Annotated in this window: 15 protein-coding genes; 5 read left to right on the plus strand and 10 right to left on the minus strand. The window is 68.4% G+C overall.

What is annotated here, in order from left to right; all coding sequences use genetic code 11:
- Positions 1-5: 5 nt before the first annotated feature.
- The gene (locus HUT10_RS10865) at positions 6-2,543 is read left to right on the plus strand and encodes a hypothetical protein (RefSeq protein WP_176171073.1); all 2,538 of its coding nucleotides are present in this window, start codon (positions 6-8) and stop codon (positions 2,541-2,543) included.
- On the opposite strand, the gene HUT10_RS10870 is transcribed toward HUT10_RS10865, so the two are convergent.
- Complete coding sequence (locus HUT10_RS10870; RefSeq protein ID WP_254896816.1) at positions 2,537-2,815, minus strand: OST-HTH/LOTUS domain-containing protein; 279 nt, start codon at positions 2,813-2,815, stop codon at positions 2,537-2,539. The two genes, HUT10_RS10865 and HUT10_RS10870, sit on opposite strands and share 7 nt — an antisense overlap.
- A gap of 605 nt (positions 2,816-3,420) precedes the next feature.
- Here HUT10_RS10870 and HUT10_RS10875 point away from each other — a divergent pair.
- From HUT10_RS10875 to HUT10_RS10885, 3 genes are all read left to right on the plus strand, one after another.
- Positions 3,421-3,879 carry a response regulator gene (locus tag HUT10_RS10875; protein WP_176171074.1) on the plus strand — a complete coding sequence of 153 codons (459 nt, stop codon included), beginning with the start codon at positions 3,421-3,423 and terminating at the stop codon, positions 3,877-3,879.
- The gene (locus tag HUT10_RS52185; RefSeq protein ID WP_176171075.1) at positions 3,807-4,091 is read left to right on the plus strand and encodes a response regulator transcription factor; all 285 of its coding nucleotides are present in this window, start codon (positions 3,807-3,809) and stop codon (positions 4,089-4,091) included. The genes HUT10_RS10875 and HUT10_RS52185 overlap by 73 nt, the downstream gene beginning before the upstream one ends.
- A gap of 645 nt (positions 4,092-4,736) precedes the next feature.
- On the plus strand, positions 4,737-6,110 hold the full coding sequence (locus tag HUT10_RS10885) for a hypothetical protein (RefSeq protein WP_176171076.1): 1,374 nt from the start codon (positions 4,737-4,739) through the stop codon (positions 6,108-6,110).
- A 135-nt stretch (positions 6,111-6,245) separates the two neighbouring features.
- Here the strand turns inward: HUT10_RS10885 and HUT10_RS10890 are convergent, their stop codons facing one another.
- The 9 genes from HUT10_RS10890 to HUT10_RS10930 all read right to left on the minus strand — a co-directional run bounded on the left by HUT10_RS10890 (position 6,246) and on the right by HUT10_RS10930 (position 16,555).
- The gene (locus tag HUT10_RS10890) at positions 6,246-6,911 is read right to left on the minus strand and encodes a hypothetical protein (RefSeq protein ID WP_176171077.1); all 666 of its coding nucleotides are present in this window, start codon (positions 6,909-6,911) and stop codon (positions 6,246-6,248) included.
- Positions 6,908-8,788: a type IV secretory system conjugative DNA transfer family protein gene (locus HUT10_RS10895; protein ID WP_176171078.1), complete on the minus strand. Its 1,881-nt coding sequence runs from the start codon at positions 8,786-8,788 to the stop codon at positions 6,908-6,910. The genes HUT10_RS10890 and HUT10_RS10895 overlap by 4 nt, the downstream gene beginning before the upstream one ends.
- Before the next feature lie 42 nt (positions 8,789-8,830).
- Positions 8,831-9,958, minus strand: coding sequence for a C40 family peptidase (locus tag HUT10_RS10900; protein ID WP_254896817.1), 1,128 nt, complete (start codon positions 9,956-9,958; stop codon positions 8,831-8,833).
- Positions 9,955-11,493, minus strand: a complete 1,539-nt coding sequence (locus HUT10_RS10905; protein WP_254896818.1) for an ATP-binding protein — start codon at positions 11,491-11,493, stop codon at positions 9,955-9,957. Before HUT10_RS10905 ends, HUT10_RS10900 begins: the two co-directional genes overlap by 4 nt.
- Positions 11,490-12,998 carry an SCO6880 family protein gene (locus HUT10_RS10910; protein ID WP_176171080.1) on the minus strand — a complete coding sequence of 503 codons (1,509 nt, stop codon included), beginning with the start codon at positions 12,996-12,998 and terminating at the stop codon, positions 11,490-11,492. The genes HUT10_RS10905 and HUT10_RS10910 overlap by 4 nt, the downstream gene beginning before the upstream one ends.
- The gene (locus HUT10_RS10915; protein WP_176171081.1) at positions 12,995-14,434 is read right to left on the minus strand and encodes a hypothetical protein; all 1,440 of its coding nucleotides are present in this window, start codon (positions 14,432-14,434) and stop codon (positions 12,995-12,997) included. The genes HUT10_RS10910 and HUT10_RS10915 overlap by 4 nt, the downstream gene beginning before the upstream one ends.
- Positions 14,431-15,045 carry a hypothetical protein gene (locus tag HUT10_RS10920; protein WP_254896820.1) on the minus strand — a complete coding sequence of 205 codons (615 nt, stop codon included), beginning with the start codon at positions 15,043-15,045 and terminating at the stop codon, positions 14,431-14,433. Before HUT10_RS10920 ends, HUT10_RS10915 begins: the two co-directional genes overlap by 4 nt.
- 204 nt (positions 15,046-15,249) lie before the next feature.
- Entirely contained in the window at positions 15,250-15,540 is a 291-nt protein-coding gene (locus HUT10_RS10925; protein ID WP_254896821.1) for a hypothetical protein, read from the minus strand.
- Between the two features lie 91 nt (positions 15,541-15,631).
- Positions 15,632-16,555 carry a hypothetical protein gene (locus HUT10_RS10930; RefSeq protein WP_176171082.1) on the minus strand — a complete coding sequence of 308 codons (924 nt, stop codon included), beginning with the start codon at positions 16,553-16,555 and terminating at the stop codon, positions 15,632-15,634.
- Between the two features lie 291 nt (positions 16,556-16,846).
- On the opposite strand from HUT10_RS10930, the gene HUT10_RS10935 reads away from it, so the two are divergent.
- Entirely contained in the window at positions 16,847-17,449 is a 603-nt protein-coding gene (locus tag HUT10_RS10935; RefSeq protein ID WP_176171083.1) for a hypothetical protein, read from the plus strand.
- Positions 17,450-17,457: the final 8 nt, after the last annotated feature.

Here is a 17,457-nt window from a genome sequence, read left to right on the forward strand (position 1 = left end):
CCGACGTGCACCGCTCCGGCAGGATCACTGTCCAGCACCGCGTCCACAAAGCCTCAATCACGCTGCCGGCCGGGTACGTCCAGGCCCACGTCGAGCTTGCCTACGCCGCCACCGTCAACCGGGTCCAGGGCATGACTAGCACCGGCAATGCCCACCTGCTGGTGCTGCCGACGATGACTAGGGAGCAGTTCTACCCTGGCATCACCCGCGCCATGCTGCGCAACTTCATTTACGTCGTCACCCACCACCACGTCATCGACCAGCACCGCGAAACCCCAGAACCGGTGTCCCCGGAGTCGGTACTCACCGGAGTGCTCAATCACTCCGGCGCTGAGGTCTCGGCAACCGAGACGATGCGGAAGGCCCAAGACGAAGCGGTGTCGATGGGCACGCTGGTGCTGCGCTACAACTACACCGCGACCTACCGCGACGAGGACCGCTACCGCGCCATCCTCGCCCGCCACGCCCCGTCCACGCTGGACCTGGACAGCGAACCGGCACTCATCCAGACGCTGCGCAACGCCCACGACCTCGGCTGGGAACCCGACCCCCTCGTCGCCGCCGTGATGCGCTGGCGCCAGTCCCTGGAGGAGGCCGACAACCCCGGCGCGGCACTGCAGGCCCGGATCACCACCCACCTCGGCCGGCGTCGGCCGCCCTCTGCCACCGGGCCGCCGCAGCCGGGCGACGTCACCCGCTGGCGGGGCATCGTCGATGCGATCGCCCCGCACGTCGCCGTCGAAGACCCCGACTGGGAGAAGATCTGGGTTCGCGCGGCCGGTGCGCTGGCGTTGGGGTTCGACGTCGACGCCGCGCTGACCGTGGTCGCCCATCAGCTCGCCGCGCGCCCGGCGGTGCCGGACCCGATGCCGGATGACCGGTACGCCGACGCCGCTCTGGCCGCCGAATTGGAGCGCCGACGCGACCGCGGTGAGGGCCACGTGCGCGCTGTTCCGTGGCTGGCCCGTCCTGACTTTGCCCACGTGCGTCACCATCCCGGGCATGCGCAGTACCTGCACGAGATGAACCTCGCGATCGCCGAGCGCGTCGAGTACCTGCGCGCAGCGGTGATCCGTGATGAGCCGGAATGGGTGTCGGGGCTTGGGCCGCGGCCGGACAACCCGATCGCGGCCGAGGAGTGGGATGACCTGGTCGGTCTGATCGCCGCGTACCGTGAGACGTTCCGCATCGACGGTGAGGCGCCGCTGGGTGGCAAACCCGGCAGCCAGGGTGCGAGGGCGCACGCCTGGCGCAGCCTGAGCGAGCGCTGGGACACCTTCGGCCGAGCGCCGGTGACCGACCGATCCGAGCCCGCGGCACCGCGGACAGCACCCCGGGCCGCCGAGCGCGACGGCCTGTTCGCCGAGTTCGAACATGCCGATGAGCGAGTTGTCCTCGAGCCGCTGAACGTGCTGGTGCGCCGTTACGAGTTGCTGGCCCGCGACGGTGACGAGGACCGCTACCTCGACGTCCTCGCCCGCTACGTCCCGGGCGCGGTCAACGCCGGCGCCGAACCCGCCGCGCTGAACGCGCTCGCGAACGCCCAGGATCAGGGCTGGCAGGCCGAACGCCTCGTCCGCAAGCTCGCCGACGATAGCGGCTTCGCGTGGGCCAGTGACCCCGCCGCCGTCCTCGCTAAACGCGTCTCCGCGCACGTCAGCGACCACCGGCCACCGGCGCGGATCGGTGCACCGACCGACGAGCAGATCGACCGCTGGCGCAGCATCGTCGCCGAACACCTGCCCGACGCTGTCGTGACCGGCGAGCAGTGGGGCATCGTCTGGCGCCACGCTGCCGGCGGGACTGCTCTCGGCCTCGACGCCGACACCGCCCTCACCGACGCCCTCAGCCAGCTCCCGGGCGACATGACCGGCGCCGGGGAAGGTGACTATCGCCGCGCTGGTGAGGCACTCGTCGCCGCCCTGACCGACCGCCACAACGCGGGAGAAGGGCTGCACGCCGCGCTCCCGTGGCAGGCCCAACCGGACCTCGGAGCACCCGGCGACCATCACGGTTCGCTGGCACGGCTGGACGGTCTCAACGGCGAGATCGCCGCCCGCGCCGACCAGCTGCTCGACCAGGTGCACCGCGAGCAACCTCGCTGGGCCGCACAACTCGGGCAGCGTCCCGACGTCGCTGGACCGGCCGCGACCTGGGATCAGACTGTCCGGCTGGCCGCGGCGTACCGTGAAACCTACGGAATAACCACCACCGATGCCGCCTCCCCGCTCGGCCAGCGACCCGCCTGCCACGGCCCCAAAGCCGACGCCTGGGACCAGATCATCATCCAATGGAGGCAGCTGATGACGACACCAGACCGGCGAGACGTCGCATCCGATGCGATGCTCACCGTCGAATCCTTCCGCGACATCCTCGACGCCCTGCGCCACGAATTCAGAAGCGGTGTCGCCGCACGCACCCAACAGCTTCAGGATGAAGAGGAGAAGGAACGGCAGGAGGCACGCCGCGACGAGGTCGAAGACGAGTACGACAACCGACACGAAACCCTCGGTGACGACCTGCACCGCGGCATGGGTTACTGACCGGCCCGCAGACCCGTGTCGGTGCGCCGGCGCTCGTCCAGCACGTAGACCACGGCTGGCTTCCCTGCGCCGACCGAACGGCGGTCGACCTGGAACAGTGTCGTGGCTTCGATCAGGCCGCTGAGTTTCGGGTAGCCGTAGTTGCGGGCGTCGAAGTCCGGGCGCCGTTTGAGGATGATGTTTCCGACCGCTGCAAGCGGCGCCCAGCCGTCCTCATCGGACGCCGCCTTCCCAGCCGCACAGATTCGTGCCGGTCCAGTTACTGTAAGCACAGCTTCATCGCGCCGGAATTCACCGAGACTCCTTATCCCTTCTCACACAGCTTCATGCTCGTCTCGGCCTCGCGAGCCGAGCGTGCAATCCCGCCGGCCGCACCATCTTGCACGGCATCGGCGCCTGCATTGACGGAACGCTCCGCAATGACGGTCAGTGGCCTCGGCCACAGTCACCTGCGTCCATCCTTTAGGACGGTGGCGGCGATGACCTTGATTCGCTAACTTTGACGGGTCACACAGGTCCTGACATAGGTGAAACATCGTGAACTTTGCATCATTTCTTTACAAACGCCACATACGGGAAGCTTGCCTCGCGTATCGAGGTTCGGCGTGAGCCGCGTCTCACGCACTCGTGCGATCGATGCACCGAGTCTCACCGCTACAGTGTCCGCTACCTTTGGATAGGACCCACGACGTGCGTTCTCGTCGCTCCGGCCGAGTACCGTTGACTCATCGATAGTCCCACGTCTCACGTTAGCGCATACTCACCAGAGCTATCCTGCGCGGCCTCGAACTCGCCCTGACTCATCCGCAAAGGCGGATCTAAAGCATCAGGCCGGTTACTGGCTCGCTTTGGGATCCCTGCTTGAAATGGGAAAGTTTTGATTGCTGTCGTCGTTGCTGAAAGTCGAGAGCTCACGCGAGCAGGCTTTTGCGCTGTCTTGGCAAAATCTCGGCGTTGTCGACTGGCCGGAGACGTCAACGACGCCATCGGTTTGATGGCCGCGCTACAGGGAGGAGACTCGCAGGTCGTACTGCTGGATGCGACGCTGCTACGTCGACACGGCATCCTCCTCATTGACCAGGTGTTCGCCGGAAGCCGAAAGAGTAGCCCGCAGATTCTGGTGACCTCTGCACCCGGAGATGAGGACCTAGTCCTGGACGCCGTGTGCGCAGGCGCAGCGGGTGCCGTCTCGAAGGATGTTGAGGTTGGTGAGTTGATCGAGGGTATCGTTCAGGTCGCCAAAGGAAAACTGCGGTTGCCGCAGTGGCGGTTCGACGATTGGTTGCTGCGCATCGCCGCCACTTGCTGCCAGTCGGCAATTGTGCATCGACGCTAGCTAGACTGACGCCTCGTGAAACTCAAGTGGTGCGGCTTGTCGCCGCGGGAAGAAGCAACGCCGACATCGCTCAAATATTGATGGTGAGCGAGTCAACAGCGAAGACTCATCTTCACCGGGCGATGCGAAAACTCGACGTATCCAGCCGAAGCGAGATGGTCATATTCACCTACCGCAATGGATTGGCTGGACCGTTTTCGGCGATGGACTGACGAGCTGACGGGAGCTGCGGCCGTTGACCGGCGCAGCTCCCCTCAGACTGCTCAGCCCGTCACCTCCGGGGGACGCATGGCCCCTGGAGTTCGGTTGCAGCCACCGCCTCGAGCCCAACGGCGCCGATGGTCTCGACAGCCCCCTTGGCGATGCACCGAGTCTCGCTGAACGCCGGTGCATGTAGTGGAGTATGCGTGAATTTTACGAGGGCGGGCGAGTTGCCGCAGTTGGTGTATGCCCAGTGCGCCAATCCTGAAGACAAGCCGCAATTTTTGAGGCGTGCCACAGGGCCAGACTGGGCGTTTGCGACAGAGGGTCCGACAAGGCCGACCGCACCAAACGCGACTACACCGAAGATGGCGACGATCCCTGCCGACTTGAGCCTGGAGATCACGTTAAACCTTTCAATCACGAACGACGGATCTGTTGTTGTCTCTACGCGACAGATCGGAACGCTAATGACTATCGACAGCACCGTCGTCCACCTAGCACAGTGAATTTCGGTCAACTTTCCCAGCAGCATGGTCGGCGCGCGGATTATTGATACGTGTTCCATCACGACGGGTCACGTATGATCATGAAGCCGAGCTGTTGCGAAGAGGGTCAGATAAAAGGTAGAAGGGTTTGTAGTGCAACGAGACCGATTGGACGACATCGCAAGTACGGTGCCGGAGGACAACGACAGAGAGGTCTTACCGGTCAACGGCCGCCGTTCACGTGCGAGCACCATCAGCAGGCTCGGCGCGACGGTCCTCGCGACGTCAGCAATGGGCTACGTGCTGATAATCGGAGCAGGCAAGTATCTCAGTTCAGCGGACAACGCGATCTTCCTGGCTTTCTGGGGGCTGCTCATGGGTGTAGGCAGCGCCCTGTCGCCCGTAGAGCAGGAGCTGTCGCGGCAAACAGCTGCGGCTGCAGCACGGGGGAACCGGCCCGATCTGAGTGTAACGAGGACCATCGCGGTGACTCAGATGGTCGCCATCGCGGTGGCAGTTCTACTCGCAGCGCCGATAGTGCACGCCCAACTGTTCGGCCGACACCGGGATTTGGCAGTGGTCGCTGGGATCGGTATTGTGATGTTCCCTGCGCTTTACGCTATACGAGGCCTGTTCATCGGAGCCGCGCAGAACGGTCGTTACTCGGCACTGCTGCTCACGGAGGCCGGAGTGCGATTGGCGCTGTTCACCGGATTCATCGTTGCCGGTATAAGCGGACTAACATGGTTGGCGGTCGCCGTCACGGCCGGATCATGCGCTTGGTTGCCCTTCGCATTCCGGGCACGTGGGATGGTTGAGACAAGTATACCGGGCGAGCCGTGGAGCGCCCTGTGGCGGCGCATGCTGGGCTTGATCGCCAGCTCCGGGTTGACGGCGAGTGTGCTGACCGGCTATCCGGCGGTGGTCAAGCTTGCTGCACCCCCCGGGAGTGAGGAAATGCTGGGCGGATTATTCCTGGCGGTCTCACTCCTGAGGTCTCCTTTGCTCCTTGCGCTTTCGCCAATCCAAACGTTGGCGGTGCCGACTGTCGTTCGAGTGCTGCACCAGCCGGACGGAGGACGTCGACTCAATCGGATCGTGGCTGCTGGAGCGGGAGCAACATTGATCATCGGCTTGATCGTAGGCGCGGTCGCTTACGTCGTTGGGCCATGGGTGTTCCACCTGCTGCACGTGTTTCATCTGCTGCACGATGACAAGGTCACAGTACCTGCGTGGACGATGACAGGTTTAGGTTGGTCGGGAATCATGCTGGTAGCAACGATGTTAGCGGTCGCGGTGCTGGTCGCCCGCAGACAGACAGGTCGGGTTGTCACGGTGTGGGCGGCCGTGGCCGCGCTGAGTCTACTGGTGGTGCTGCTATTGCCTGGTTCGATCATGTTCCGCGCCGTGCTGGGCGCAACCGTCGCCCCCACGGTCGGTTTGATAATTGCGCTCCTGATGGTAGTCACAACGCGCGATGCAACCAGCCCAGTCGGACTCACTCAGGATGGTTGCGCGAACGCCGGCCGCCCGCTCCGTTAGGGCAAGCAGCCTGCTGCGATGCAGCCTCAACGTCGCTACTGCTGCGCTTCGATGCCCATAGCTCACAACACAACTTTCGAGCCGACGCAGACATTAGAGTGGTCAAACGCGTCGGACGGACCTGAGCCATTATCCTCAATCGATCCCCACCGCCTCCGGCCACTCGGGTGGGGTGCCGCAGTCTGCGATAGGGGGCAAATTTTGGCTCTCGACGGTGAACCGCTCAGTCAGGGGCGGCGCGCCGACGGCCTTGTGAACCTCGGTGAGGCACTGCTGATGAGTCCACTCGGTGATCATGCGTTCGGCGAACCCGGCTCGCCACCGGTCGTGCCAGTACTGGGCGTCGATGGCCTTGGCGGCCTTACCGACATGCGCGGCCCGCCAGGTGTAGGCCAGCGTCGCCAGTTCGGCGACCAACCCGGGGTGCTGTGGCCAGCAGTCGGGGATCGCGACCGCGCGGGTTCCGCCTTTGCCGACGTAGACGGCGTTGTAGTACTGCACGAAATTGGTGACCGTGAACACCGGGGTCTGGTCCCGGTGCTGCTTGTCCTCCGCGGCCGGCGGTGCCGGGTACGGCAACCACGGCGCCAGCCGCGGTTTGTCTTCGGCGTCGTTCTCCAGGTCCGCGATCTTCCCGTGGAGCTGCTCGATCTCCGACTGCTGGGCTTGCACCCTTTCCCATAATTCCTCGGTCATCGCATCGAGTTCGGCGCGCGACCGGGCGGGCTGCTGTTGTTCCGGCTGTGTTGCGTCGTCCGGTCGCTCAGGTTCCGGGGTGGTGATGTCGTCGTCTTCGGTCATCGCCGCGGCTCCTGAATGTGCGGACTGCTCACCATCGCCGGCAGGAGCGGGCGGAGGTAGCCGTCGGCGCCGACTGGAGCGTCGCCGCGGCGAATCGTCGCGACATCGACCTGCAGCTGGGGCCAGTCCGGGCGTTGTCCGACGTCGACGGTGCGGCCGAGGATCGGACGGAGGTTACCGTGCATGATTAGGACCCGGTCGCGGTCGAGGGTGCGAATGTCCCCGGCGCGCAGCGTCGGGACGGTTTCCTCGCCGCTGGCGCCGCGTCCGGGGCTGAAGATCCCGTCGCTGTGGTGCTGGTGGGTGCGGCGGCGGTGGTGCCCGGACAATGTGGACAGCCACTCGAGGGTTTTGTCGTCCTTCAGCCCGGGAAACGCGGTCAGGGTGAGGGTGTTGTCGATCAGCTGCATCCGCCCGGGCTCGCCGTAGAGCTCGTCCAGCTGGGCGCGGGACTGCGCGGACCAGTGGATCAGCACGCCGCGGCCGGCGGAGTCGGCGATGATCGCCGGCAGCCGCGGCACCGGCGTCCCCGCGAACAGCTCGTCCAGGATCGCCGTCGCCGGCGGCTCCAGACGACGTCGTTCGCACCGCAGCGCGGTGTCCTGCGCCGTGGTGAGAACCTGCTCCACCAGGGCAGTCAGCACGGCCCGGGCCTGGGGCGCCTGGTGCTCGCCGGCGACGATGAACAGGCTGCCGCGGCGGCGCAGGAACCCGTCGATGTCGAGTTCCTGCCCCGGTGCGGGCGTCGCGAAGTACCGGATGGCGGGGTTCATGAACGGCTCGATCGCCCGCCTCACCGACATCCAGACCGCGTCCGCGGTTTCGGCAACCATCCCGATCTCCGAGCGCAGGTTGAACGCCAGCTCGGGAAACCGGTGCCGCAGCAGCTCGACCGGCTCCTGATCCGGTGGCTTCGTGACCGACCAGACCACCAGGTCGGTGACCGTCCGATGGTGCAATGCCGCGGCCAGCAGATAGGCCTGCAACACGATCGTGGCGCGGCCGCGGAAGACCGCGTCGTTGCCGCCGACGTCTTCCAGGCCAAGTGAGGACGCTTCGATCAGCGTTTCCGCCCGCCGCAGCGCGACCGCGGGGTCGGCGCAGCCAGTGACCGGGGACCAGCGGGCGTGCGCCGGCCAGGACAGCGTTCCGGTCGCGTCGATCACCAGCACCGGCCCCGCATCCGGGCGTCGGGTGCGGGCCAGCAGACACCACTCGGCGAGGTCGTTCTTCGTCGTCGACGCGATCAGCGCGCCCGGCGCGGCGAGAACCTTGTGCACCAGATCCGTCCGCGACTTTCCGGAACGGGTCGGCGCGATCGTCCCGGTCGGGGTCTCCAGCGAGGTCACCAGCCGCTGACGCCGAGGACCTCGGTGCAGCGGTACCGCGATCTGCTCGACCGGGGCGGTCCGGCGTTGCTCGTCGGTGAGGTCACCGCGCGTCCACACCGCGGTCTTGCGCGCGGCCGCGACCGACAGGGCCTTGGCCATGTCGCGGCGGCTGGCGTGTCCCGGGTCGGTGGGCCCCACCCGGCGCCAGACCGGGATCGCCACGCCGACCGTGAGACCGGCGGCGAGCATCGTGACGGTGGTGAACCAGATGTAGAACGCCAGCTGGTGATCGCTGACGGCGCTCGACCACGGGTACGGCAGGCGTGGTCCTGGGTCGGCGACGTGGAAGGCGACCGTGAGCGCAAAGCCCGCCCACGTGGTGATCGGGGGCCACGTCCAGCTACCGGTGTGGAGACCGGTGACCAGGACGGCGGCCGTGACGATGATTGCGCCGAGGGCGCAGAGGACCGCTAGCGCGGCGATCGCGAGGCCCATCAGGGCGACGTCGCAGTCGAGGTTGAGGGTGTCGGTGCGTGTGCGCGGCATCGGCCGCTCCTCCCGGACAGCGGGAGAGCGGCACCACGTGGTTCATCGGAGTGGGCTCCCTCCCGGTGGCGGGGAGGGCAAATCTGGGTCGGCGATCCGGCGGATCGCGACGATCTTCGAGGTCCAGGCGGAGAGGGGTTCGAGGATGACGCCGGTGTCGGTGTCGTAGGCGTCGACGATCAGGCCGTGTCCGGCGTACATGCCGACGTGCCGCGGTACCTGCGCGGTGCCCAGCGAGCCGGGGATGAACAACAGGTCACCGGGTTCGACCTGTTGGATCGAAGCGACGGCGTGGCCGGCGTGGACCTGACTGACGGTGCCAGCCGGGATCCCTACTCCGGCGGCGGCCCAGGAGGCGAGCATCAGCCCGGAGCAGTCGTAGGCGTCCGGGCCTTTCGCGCCCCAGACGTAGGGTTTGCCGAGCTGGCCCAGGGCGAAGCTGACTGCGGCGCGCTGGCGGACATCGTCCGGCAGCGTGAACCCGGGTGGCAGCTTGGTCGGGTCGACCTGGCCCGGGTCGCGGGGGACCTCGGATGCGCCCTCGTCTGGACACAGCGTTTTCGCCGGCACGGCCTGCGTGCCGCCGCCGACTGGCGGGGATGGGGCGGGGTTGTCGGGGCCGGTCCAGAAGCGATCCACGATCGCAGCGGCAGTGGGTTCGCGTGGGGCGTAGCGGTCCGGGAAGCCGCTGTGCTGGACCGCCTGCTCCGCCCGCCCCGGCGGCATGGTGTCCCAGCCGGGCAGGGCGATGAGGGCGTCGAGGAACTTGCCGGTGGCGTAGACGGGGTTGAGGATCTGCTCGCGGGTGCCCCACCCTTGGCTCGGGCGTTGCTGGAACACCCCGAGTGAGTCGCGGTCGCCGTAGTCGAGGTTGCGCAGCCCGGACTCGACCATCGCGGTGGCGATCGCGAGAACTGCGGCCCGCCGTGGCAGGCGGCGCTGCTGGACGACGTCGACGATGGTGCGGGCGATGTCCATCTCGTCGGCGCCCAGCTGCTGCCGGTCGACCACGATCGACCCGCCTCCCGGACCGCCCTGCTCGCAGCCGCTCAGCTGCACGACCGTCGCGGTCGCGGCCGGGACAACGACGAGCGCCAGCGCGAGGATCGGCAGCATCACCAGCCCGACCAGCGCACCCGCCACGCCCGCTAGCAATCCGGTTGCCTTCACGGCGACACCGCCGGCGACTGACCGTCGGGCAGCCGATGTGGTTTCCGGACCAGCTGGGTGTTGGTGTCGAAGATCTGCCGCTCGATCCGGCTGAGCACCGTCTGCACCTTGAGGCCGGTTCGGTTCTCGATCTTCCACAGCGCTCGGCCCTGGCGGTCGTTTGCCCATCCGGTTGTGGCCTCGTGCTCTTTCTCCGAGAGAGCGAGGACATCGGCCAGTTCGCTCGCGACGCGCGTGGACTGTCCAAGAAGGATCCGGATCGAGCAGAGGGCGAGCAGGTCGCGGGCGATGGCGACCTCTTGGGAGCCGGTGGCGCCGACGGAGAGGAAGTCGCCGGGTTTGTGGCTGACCAGCACCTGGATCTTGCGTTCCGCGCGCGAGAGCCGCAGTTCGCTGTCGACGGCCTGCACTGCGCGCAGCCCGAGCCGGAGCTGGCGCCAGATCTCGTCGCGGACGACGATCCGCAGCTCCCCGTCCTCCTGCAGATCCGTGGCCAGCGACGACCACGAACCCAGGCAGGTCAACGCGACAGCGATCGCCTGGTCGCCGCGGGTGCGTAGCCGCGAGAGGTCGAGGCTTTGGATCGGGGCGTTCCAGTCGACGGTGAAATTCGTGGCCGCGTCGAACAGCCCGGCCAGCGGGCCGCTGATCAGGTTGGCCAGCGCGTCGGTGATCGAGCGGAGGTGGTCGAGGAACTGGCGGCGGCCGGCGAAGCGCAGGCTCTGCCACAGCTGCTCATCCGGATCGGACAGCAACCGGTGGACGTCAGGGATGGTGATGGGCTTGAGCCGGGTGTAGCCATCGCTGATGCCAAGCAGCTGCCGCAGCACCGCCGAGAGGGCGGCTTCGTCGGTGACGGTGGGCCGGTAGCCCTGGGCCTCGGCCAGTGCCACCAGTAGCTGCACCCACCGGCCCAGCACCCCGTCCAGCTCGTCGCGTTGCCGCTCGATTGACCACGCGTCCCAGCGAGCAGCCAATGGCCCGAGGTCGAGGGCGTTGAGGCGGGCGGTGCTGCCGCGGCCGAGCATGATCGGCGTGACACCCAGGGCGTGCAGCAGCGGGGTGTATTCGCCTTTGACGTCGCCGGAGATCAGGGTGCGGACGCCGGTGAGCATCATCCGCAGCAGGAACGCCACCACCGTGGAGGACTTGCCGCGGCCGGGTTCGCCGAACAGGACCATGTTCGGGTTGGTGCAGATCGAGCGCAGGACGAACTCGACCGGGTGCAGGTAGAACGCGCCGCCGGAGTGGACGTCGTAGCCCATCCGCGCCCCGACCGCCGGCAGCGGGCTCGCCGCCAGCAGCGGGAACAACCCGCCGAGCACGTGGGTGCCGGCCTGATAGACCTGCAGCGGTGCCGCCACCGGCGACCACCCGTACCCGGGGCGGGCGAACCCGCGCTGCGGTGCTGCGCGCCGGTTCACTTGGGCGGTACGGCCGTCCTGGCGTCGTTGCCTTGTCGGTCGCGTGCCGAGTGCGGGCCCGAAGGTGGTGAGCAGTTCCGCGGCGGTCCGCTCGCCGTCGCGGGGGCTCATGACGCGCCGCCGCGCAGCCGGGGCAGGCCGACACCGACGGGCAGGACGGCGGCGACGAACCCGGCGTCCTGGGCCAGTTCCATCCGCAGCAGCTGGAAGCGGCCGGCGATGTCGTTCTCCAGCTTGGCTGCGTGGTCCTCGACATTCCACGTATCCGGGATCGTGACCGCCGCGGCGACGGCGAAGCGGACGATGCCGTGCCCGGCGGCGACCGCGTGCTCTTGTGCTCGCGCCCCGCCCGCCTCACGGGCCTCGGCGGCGCCGGAGTTGAACCCCTTCGAGGACTTCCAGTCCCGCACCACACCGGTGCGGAACCGCAGCCGGCGCACCGCCTTGCGGGACCGGTGCTGGGAGAGGGTTTCGTAGTGGATGGCGAGGCTGCGGCGCTCGCCGGCGGTCTTGACCGCCAGCAGCCCACCCAGTGACCCGAACATCGTCCCGGCCTCGGGCATCAGCACCGAGTAGGACACGGTCGCGAAGCCGTCGTGGTAGTACGCCCGTGTCGACGGCGCAGGTGCGTGTACTGGCCCGGCGGTCGCCCAGCGGACGCCCACCTCGGTGCCCGCGCGATGGCGGCGCGCGGCGAGGCCGGCGGCGCTGGCCGGGTTGAACCCGGTGCGGATCACCACCGCCAGCTCCGGACCCGACAGCCATTTGACGGCGGTGGCGCCGAGGGACTTGAGCTTGTCCTCGAGTCCGTCCAGCACGCGGTAGAGGACGGCGGCCCGGCCGGCGACCCCGCCGCCGGCCGCGGCGGCCGGCCGGCGGAGGGCGTCTTCGGTGCCGGTGAGGGTGACGAACACTTCGTGCCGGACCGACACCGCTCCGACCAGCCGGTCCAGTTCCTCGGCCGCCTGGCGCGCGAGCGCGGGTGCATCTGGGACGTCGTGCTCGGCGCGCCAGGCCTGGTAGTCGGCGCCGTCGTCGGGCACGGTGCGCACCAGCAGGGTCATTCGGTCGATGACCTCGCGGTGCCCGATCGACAGCAGCAGGTTGCCCAGCCGGTTGGCCAGCCGCTCGCACTGGGCGTCCGAGAGCATTCCGACCCCGGCGTGGGTCAGGCGCGCGGTGGCACCCCACCGCCCGTCGCCGGTGTCGTGGATCAAGCAGACCCGGCCGACGTCTCGCAGTGGTGGTCCGTCGGGGAACCGCAGCCGGGCCAGCACCCCGGGCAGATCCGGCTCATCCAGGTCCGTGGTCTGCCCGGTGACCGCGCGAGACTGCCACCGCGACCAGCCCAGGACGATGCCGGCTCGGTAGAGCAGCAGGTGCCCGAGCCACCGCAGCGCGGGACGTCCGCGGACCGGCACCACGACCAGCGTCGCCGCCGTGCCGCACACCGCGCCCAGCAGCAATGCCCGGCCGAACTGCCCGGCCGCCAGCGCGAGGATCACCGGCACGGCCAACCCGACGCACACGAACGCCTGCACTGGCGTCAGCCCGATAATCCAGCCCGCGTGTTCCTTGCGGGAGAGCCCCCTATAGATGCGTGTCGCGGTACTCACAGCAACACCGCCGCGTCCTCGGCCTCACCGGCCGCGGCGCCGCCGCCCTCGTCCGGCGGCGGACCGCCCGGCGGCTTGGGGGCCGGCGGGGTCGGCGGGGTCGGCGGACCCGCATCGCTCGGCGGGTCTGCAGGTGGCGGCTGCCCGTCATCATCGCTACCGCCGTCGACAGCACCAGTCACGTTCGCGTGGCCGGCACCGTCAGCGCCCGTGGCAGGTACCTCTGCCCCCTCTGCCGCCTCTCCTGCCGGGCCGGCTCCCGAACCTTCTGCGCCAGCGCCCGAGGTGCCTGCATGGGGCGCACGGCCACCGGAGGCGGTGGCGCTGGTGGCGGCGGCGCTCGCGTCCGCGGGGGCGTTCTCGTCGCCGGGCGTGCCGCCGCTCGTATCCTCATCGGCGACGGCCTGATCGAAGCGGTCGACGTTGGCCTGCTCCTGGCTATCGCCGCCGTCGTCCCCGCTGCTGTTCTCGTCGTCCCCGAACTGGTTGCCGACTTTGTTCCGGAACGCGCGAGCCATGCGCCCGGCGATGCTGTTGGCGCCGTAGGAATCCAGGCCCGCGTCCGAGAGCTTGTCCCGGAACACGCCTTGCGGGTCGGCGTCGGGGTCGACGAAGGCGAACAGCTTGAACAGCACCAGCGGCACGCACAGCGCGAGGAACAGCACCCCGATACCGGCCAGCAGCCCGGACAGCCCCTGCGCGCCACCGACGATCGCCACGGCCAGCACCACAACGAATGCCAGGGCCGGTTTCATCGCCACCGCCACCACGCACCAGCGGACGGCTTTCCAGTACCACCGCCCTGTTCCGTCGGCCACCAATCCCGCTGCGGCAATAGGGATTGCGCCGACCAGCACGTAGATCGCGGCTTCGCGGAACACCGCCTCGAACGCGAAGCCCAAGCCCGCGGGGATGACCCCGAAGGCGCCGGCCAAGCCGAGCACGACGTTCTTGACTTCATCGGAGAGGGCGTCGGTGAAGCCGGTCATGTTCAGCGCGTCGCGGAAGTTGCCCACCCGCAGCCCGGCGGACAGGATCGCCTCGGTCAGGCCGTCAGCGGCGGCGAGGAACGCCGCGACTACCCCGACCGTCACTGCGAGAGCGATCCCGTACTGGACCGGGCCGGTGATCAGGCGGACGAACCCACGGCCGCCGTGCAGAACGGTGGTGATGATCTGCCAGAAGAACATCCCCAGTGCGATGGCCCCGGAAATCCACAGCGTCATCGGCCACAGGATCGACACCGGCCCGTCCGTGGTGGACACCGTGAAGATGGAGAACTGGTCGACCAGCTCGAAGGCCGTGCGCAGAATGAACAAGGCTGCGGACCAGGTCGCCGCCATGAGCGGCTCGAGGACACCGGCGGCAGTCGCTGTGACCCCTGCGCCGGCTAGCTTGCCCAGCGCCTTCAGCAACTCCAGCTCCGCGGGCGTCATCGGGCACCCTCGCGGTTGAGGGGCCGGTAGCCGGCCGCGACCGATTCGGCGCTGCCCGGCCACGCCGACGCCGCGTAAGCGGCGCGAGCGCCGGGGGCGATCCGCCACGCGGTACCGGTCCAGCGCAGGGCCTGGCAGTCACCGATGCCCATGCGCGTGGACTGGCCCTGGTAGTCGAAGCTCAGCTGCCCGAGCGTGCAAACGACGGCGAACCGGCCGCCGTCGGCGGTGCCCTTGATCAAGCCCTGGGACACCTCGTAGGTCACTGTCAGGCCGGGCTTGAGCTCGCCGGGGCGGATGCCGGCTTCGTCGCGGAAGGAGGTCAGCAGCGCGAGCGGGCCGCTGCCCTGCGGGGACGGGGCGTGCGGGAGCGCGGCTTCGCCGTAGGCCCGCAGATAGGTGTTCGGGTCGCCGCCGCGGAGCGCGGACTCGTTGAACGCGGTCAGCCAGCCCAGCGCGCCTTCCGCGGTAGCCGGAAAGCTGTCGGGGATCACGCGGTTCGCGATCGGGGCCGCTTGTGGCACGGTGATCGGCGGGCCGGCCGTGGCGGTGGTGAGCTCGTGGGGCAGGGCCGCTTCCGGCGGCAGGGTCAGCATGGGACGGGTAGCCAAGGCGGTCGCCTCGTCGACCGGCGCTGTGGGTGTCGGCGAGGGCGCGGCGCCGGGCGGAGTCGTCGCCGGCGGCGGTGAGGGCGGTGCCGTTGTCTGCCCGGCCACGAGCACGGCCGCGACTGCGGCGACGAGTAGGACGACGACGATGATCAGCCAGCGCGTTCGCCTGTGAGAGCGCGAGGATTGGGTTGCGGTGAACATGGCTCAGCCGCCCGCGAAGCTGTTGATCAGCGACCAGCCGATGCCATAGAGGATCGCGCCGGCGACGGCGCACAACATCATGACGACGCCGACTTTCCCCGCACGGTGGTGATCGACCCAGCGGCCACCGACCCAGACGATCAGCCCGACGAAGAAGCCAAGAATGAGCGCGACGGCCGCGCCCCACTTGACGTTGTTGAGCAGCCCCAGAATCTTGTCGCCGCCGACCGGGGGCTGAACCGGTGTCGGATTTGGGATCTGGCCGAGCCAGTCGATGACAATGTGCGCGGACATCGTGCCCTCCACGTCGCACCGCCCGACGTCACGTCAGGCGGGTCAAGTGGGAGGGCGTTGAAGTTCTTCTCAGCTGAGCGGCGGGATGCGCTTAGCTGGTGTCGCGGTCGGCGACGGGACTGCCGTTGCCGGGGCCGATTCGCGGCCATCTCGGAGACAGGCGGCGTGTCCGTGGTGGTAGCACATGCCAGGAACGCAGCAGCTGCTCGGCTGGCGCGCGCAGCGAGCACGGAGTCACCTGTTCGGTGACTCCGCGCTCGGCGACGTCGCGGTCATGGGGAAAGAACACCGTGTCGGGTAACAGGATGCTGGTGCGGCGGCCCGCGGTACCGGCCACGCCTTTCGGCCACCGGCGCGCGCCTACGACAAGCAGTTGCGTGGGTGGAGTCACCGCGGCGGTCCGCACCCAGGGCGCCAACCGGGCCAAGACCTGTTCCGCGTGCGCGAGTCCCGGCACGGTTGGCCGCACCACCAGCGCAGGGATCGGTGACGGACTGCCGACACGCAGCCACTGGCCCGGTCCAAGGACGGGATCGGTCGCCAGCCGCCACGGGTCGTGGCCGATGTCGACCACGGTGACGTCGACCTCGCGATCGCTGGGATGCCAGTACGGCGGGGCCGGGAAGAGCACCGGCTCCGCGGCGAAATCGGCCACGTCCAGGCGCGCCAGGATCGCGCCGGCGCGCCGGGAGAACCGAATCCCGGCTGACGAGCCGGATCCATCCCGACATGGCCCGTCGGCCCGCGCGGCACGTCCAAGTCCGGATCGGACCGGATCGCCGGCGTCGACGAGCAGCACCGATCGGCCCGCCAACTGGAGCGCATCGGCGATCGCGACGGCGGCAGCAGTGGCGCCGGCCCCAGGAGAAGCCGCCAAAATCGGCAGCACGCGACCGAACCGAGACCAGTCAACCAGTTCGACAACGTCGCCCGTAGACGTGGTCTGGCGCGGCTTGGTGGTCGGCGATTCCACGGTGGAGCAGACATCCGCAGGTCGATTCTCGGATGTGACCATGACGGGCCTCCCCTCAGCGGTGGTGGTGCGCCGGTGAAGGGTGCGGCGGTCACAGTGGGACCGTGCTCCAACCCCCTGGTCGGGGTGGCGTGGGTTGCTTTCTCTCGACGTTCCGAAGATACTCGCAACAAGTGTTGTGCTTACTTCGATGGTAGACACAACGTGCGGTATGTCAAATGCCTGCCGATTCGGGCTCGACGCTCCGCGTTTACTGATATCGACATGCTACGGGGGCGGACCATGGCACGAGCAGCCGACGACGGATCAGGTCCACATGATCACGACCCGACTGTGACGCCGTCGACCGAGCTGCATTCTCCAATGCCGCGTCGCCGGGCAGCCGACCAGGAGAAGCTCACTGTCACGCTGCTGGACCTGGACACCTTCGGCGAGCGGTTGACCTACCTGTTCGACCACGCTTCGACCTACTACGTTCTGCGTGGGGACCCGCTTGTCGATCCCGACGTGATCGATCGGCTCACCGCCGAGGGCGACCCGGACTTACTGACCTTCACCGCGCGCCCGCCGTTGGTCGCTCAGTGGGTGCGGGACCGGACGGGGCTGCCGCTGGCAGAGCAGGCAATACGCAACTTCAGGGCGGGGATTCGCCAGAACAGCCGTCCGGCGATCACCAAGGCGTTGGCCCAGTTCTGGCGCATCCACCCGGACCTGCTCGACCCGACCGTCCCGGCCAGTGACTTCGCCCCATCCGATGACGAGGTAGCGCGCAAGACCCATGAACTGGTGACCGAGCTCGGCTTCGTCGGGTTCAACGCGCGCGACATCGCCAGCTCGATCGGCGATGTCTCCGACGCCGGCCGCGAACAGCTGCTGCAACTGGTGGAAGGAATCGCGCGGGCGCGCCGTGCCGCCCGCGACGATCCCGCCTCCTGACCTCGTCG

This window comes from Amycolatopsis sp. Hca4 (genome assembly GCF_013364075.1).
In the GTDB taxonomy this organism is placed as follows: domain Bacteria; phylum Actinomycetota; class Actinomycetes; order Mycobacteriales; family Pseudonocardiaceae; genus Amycolatopsis.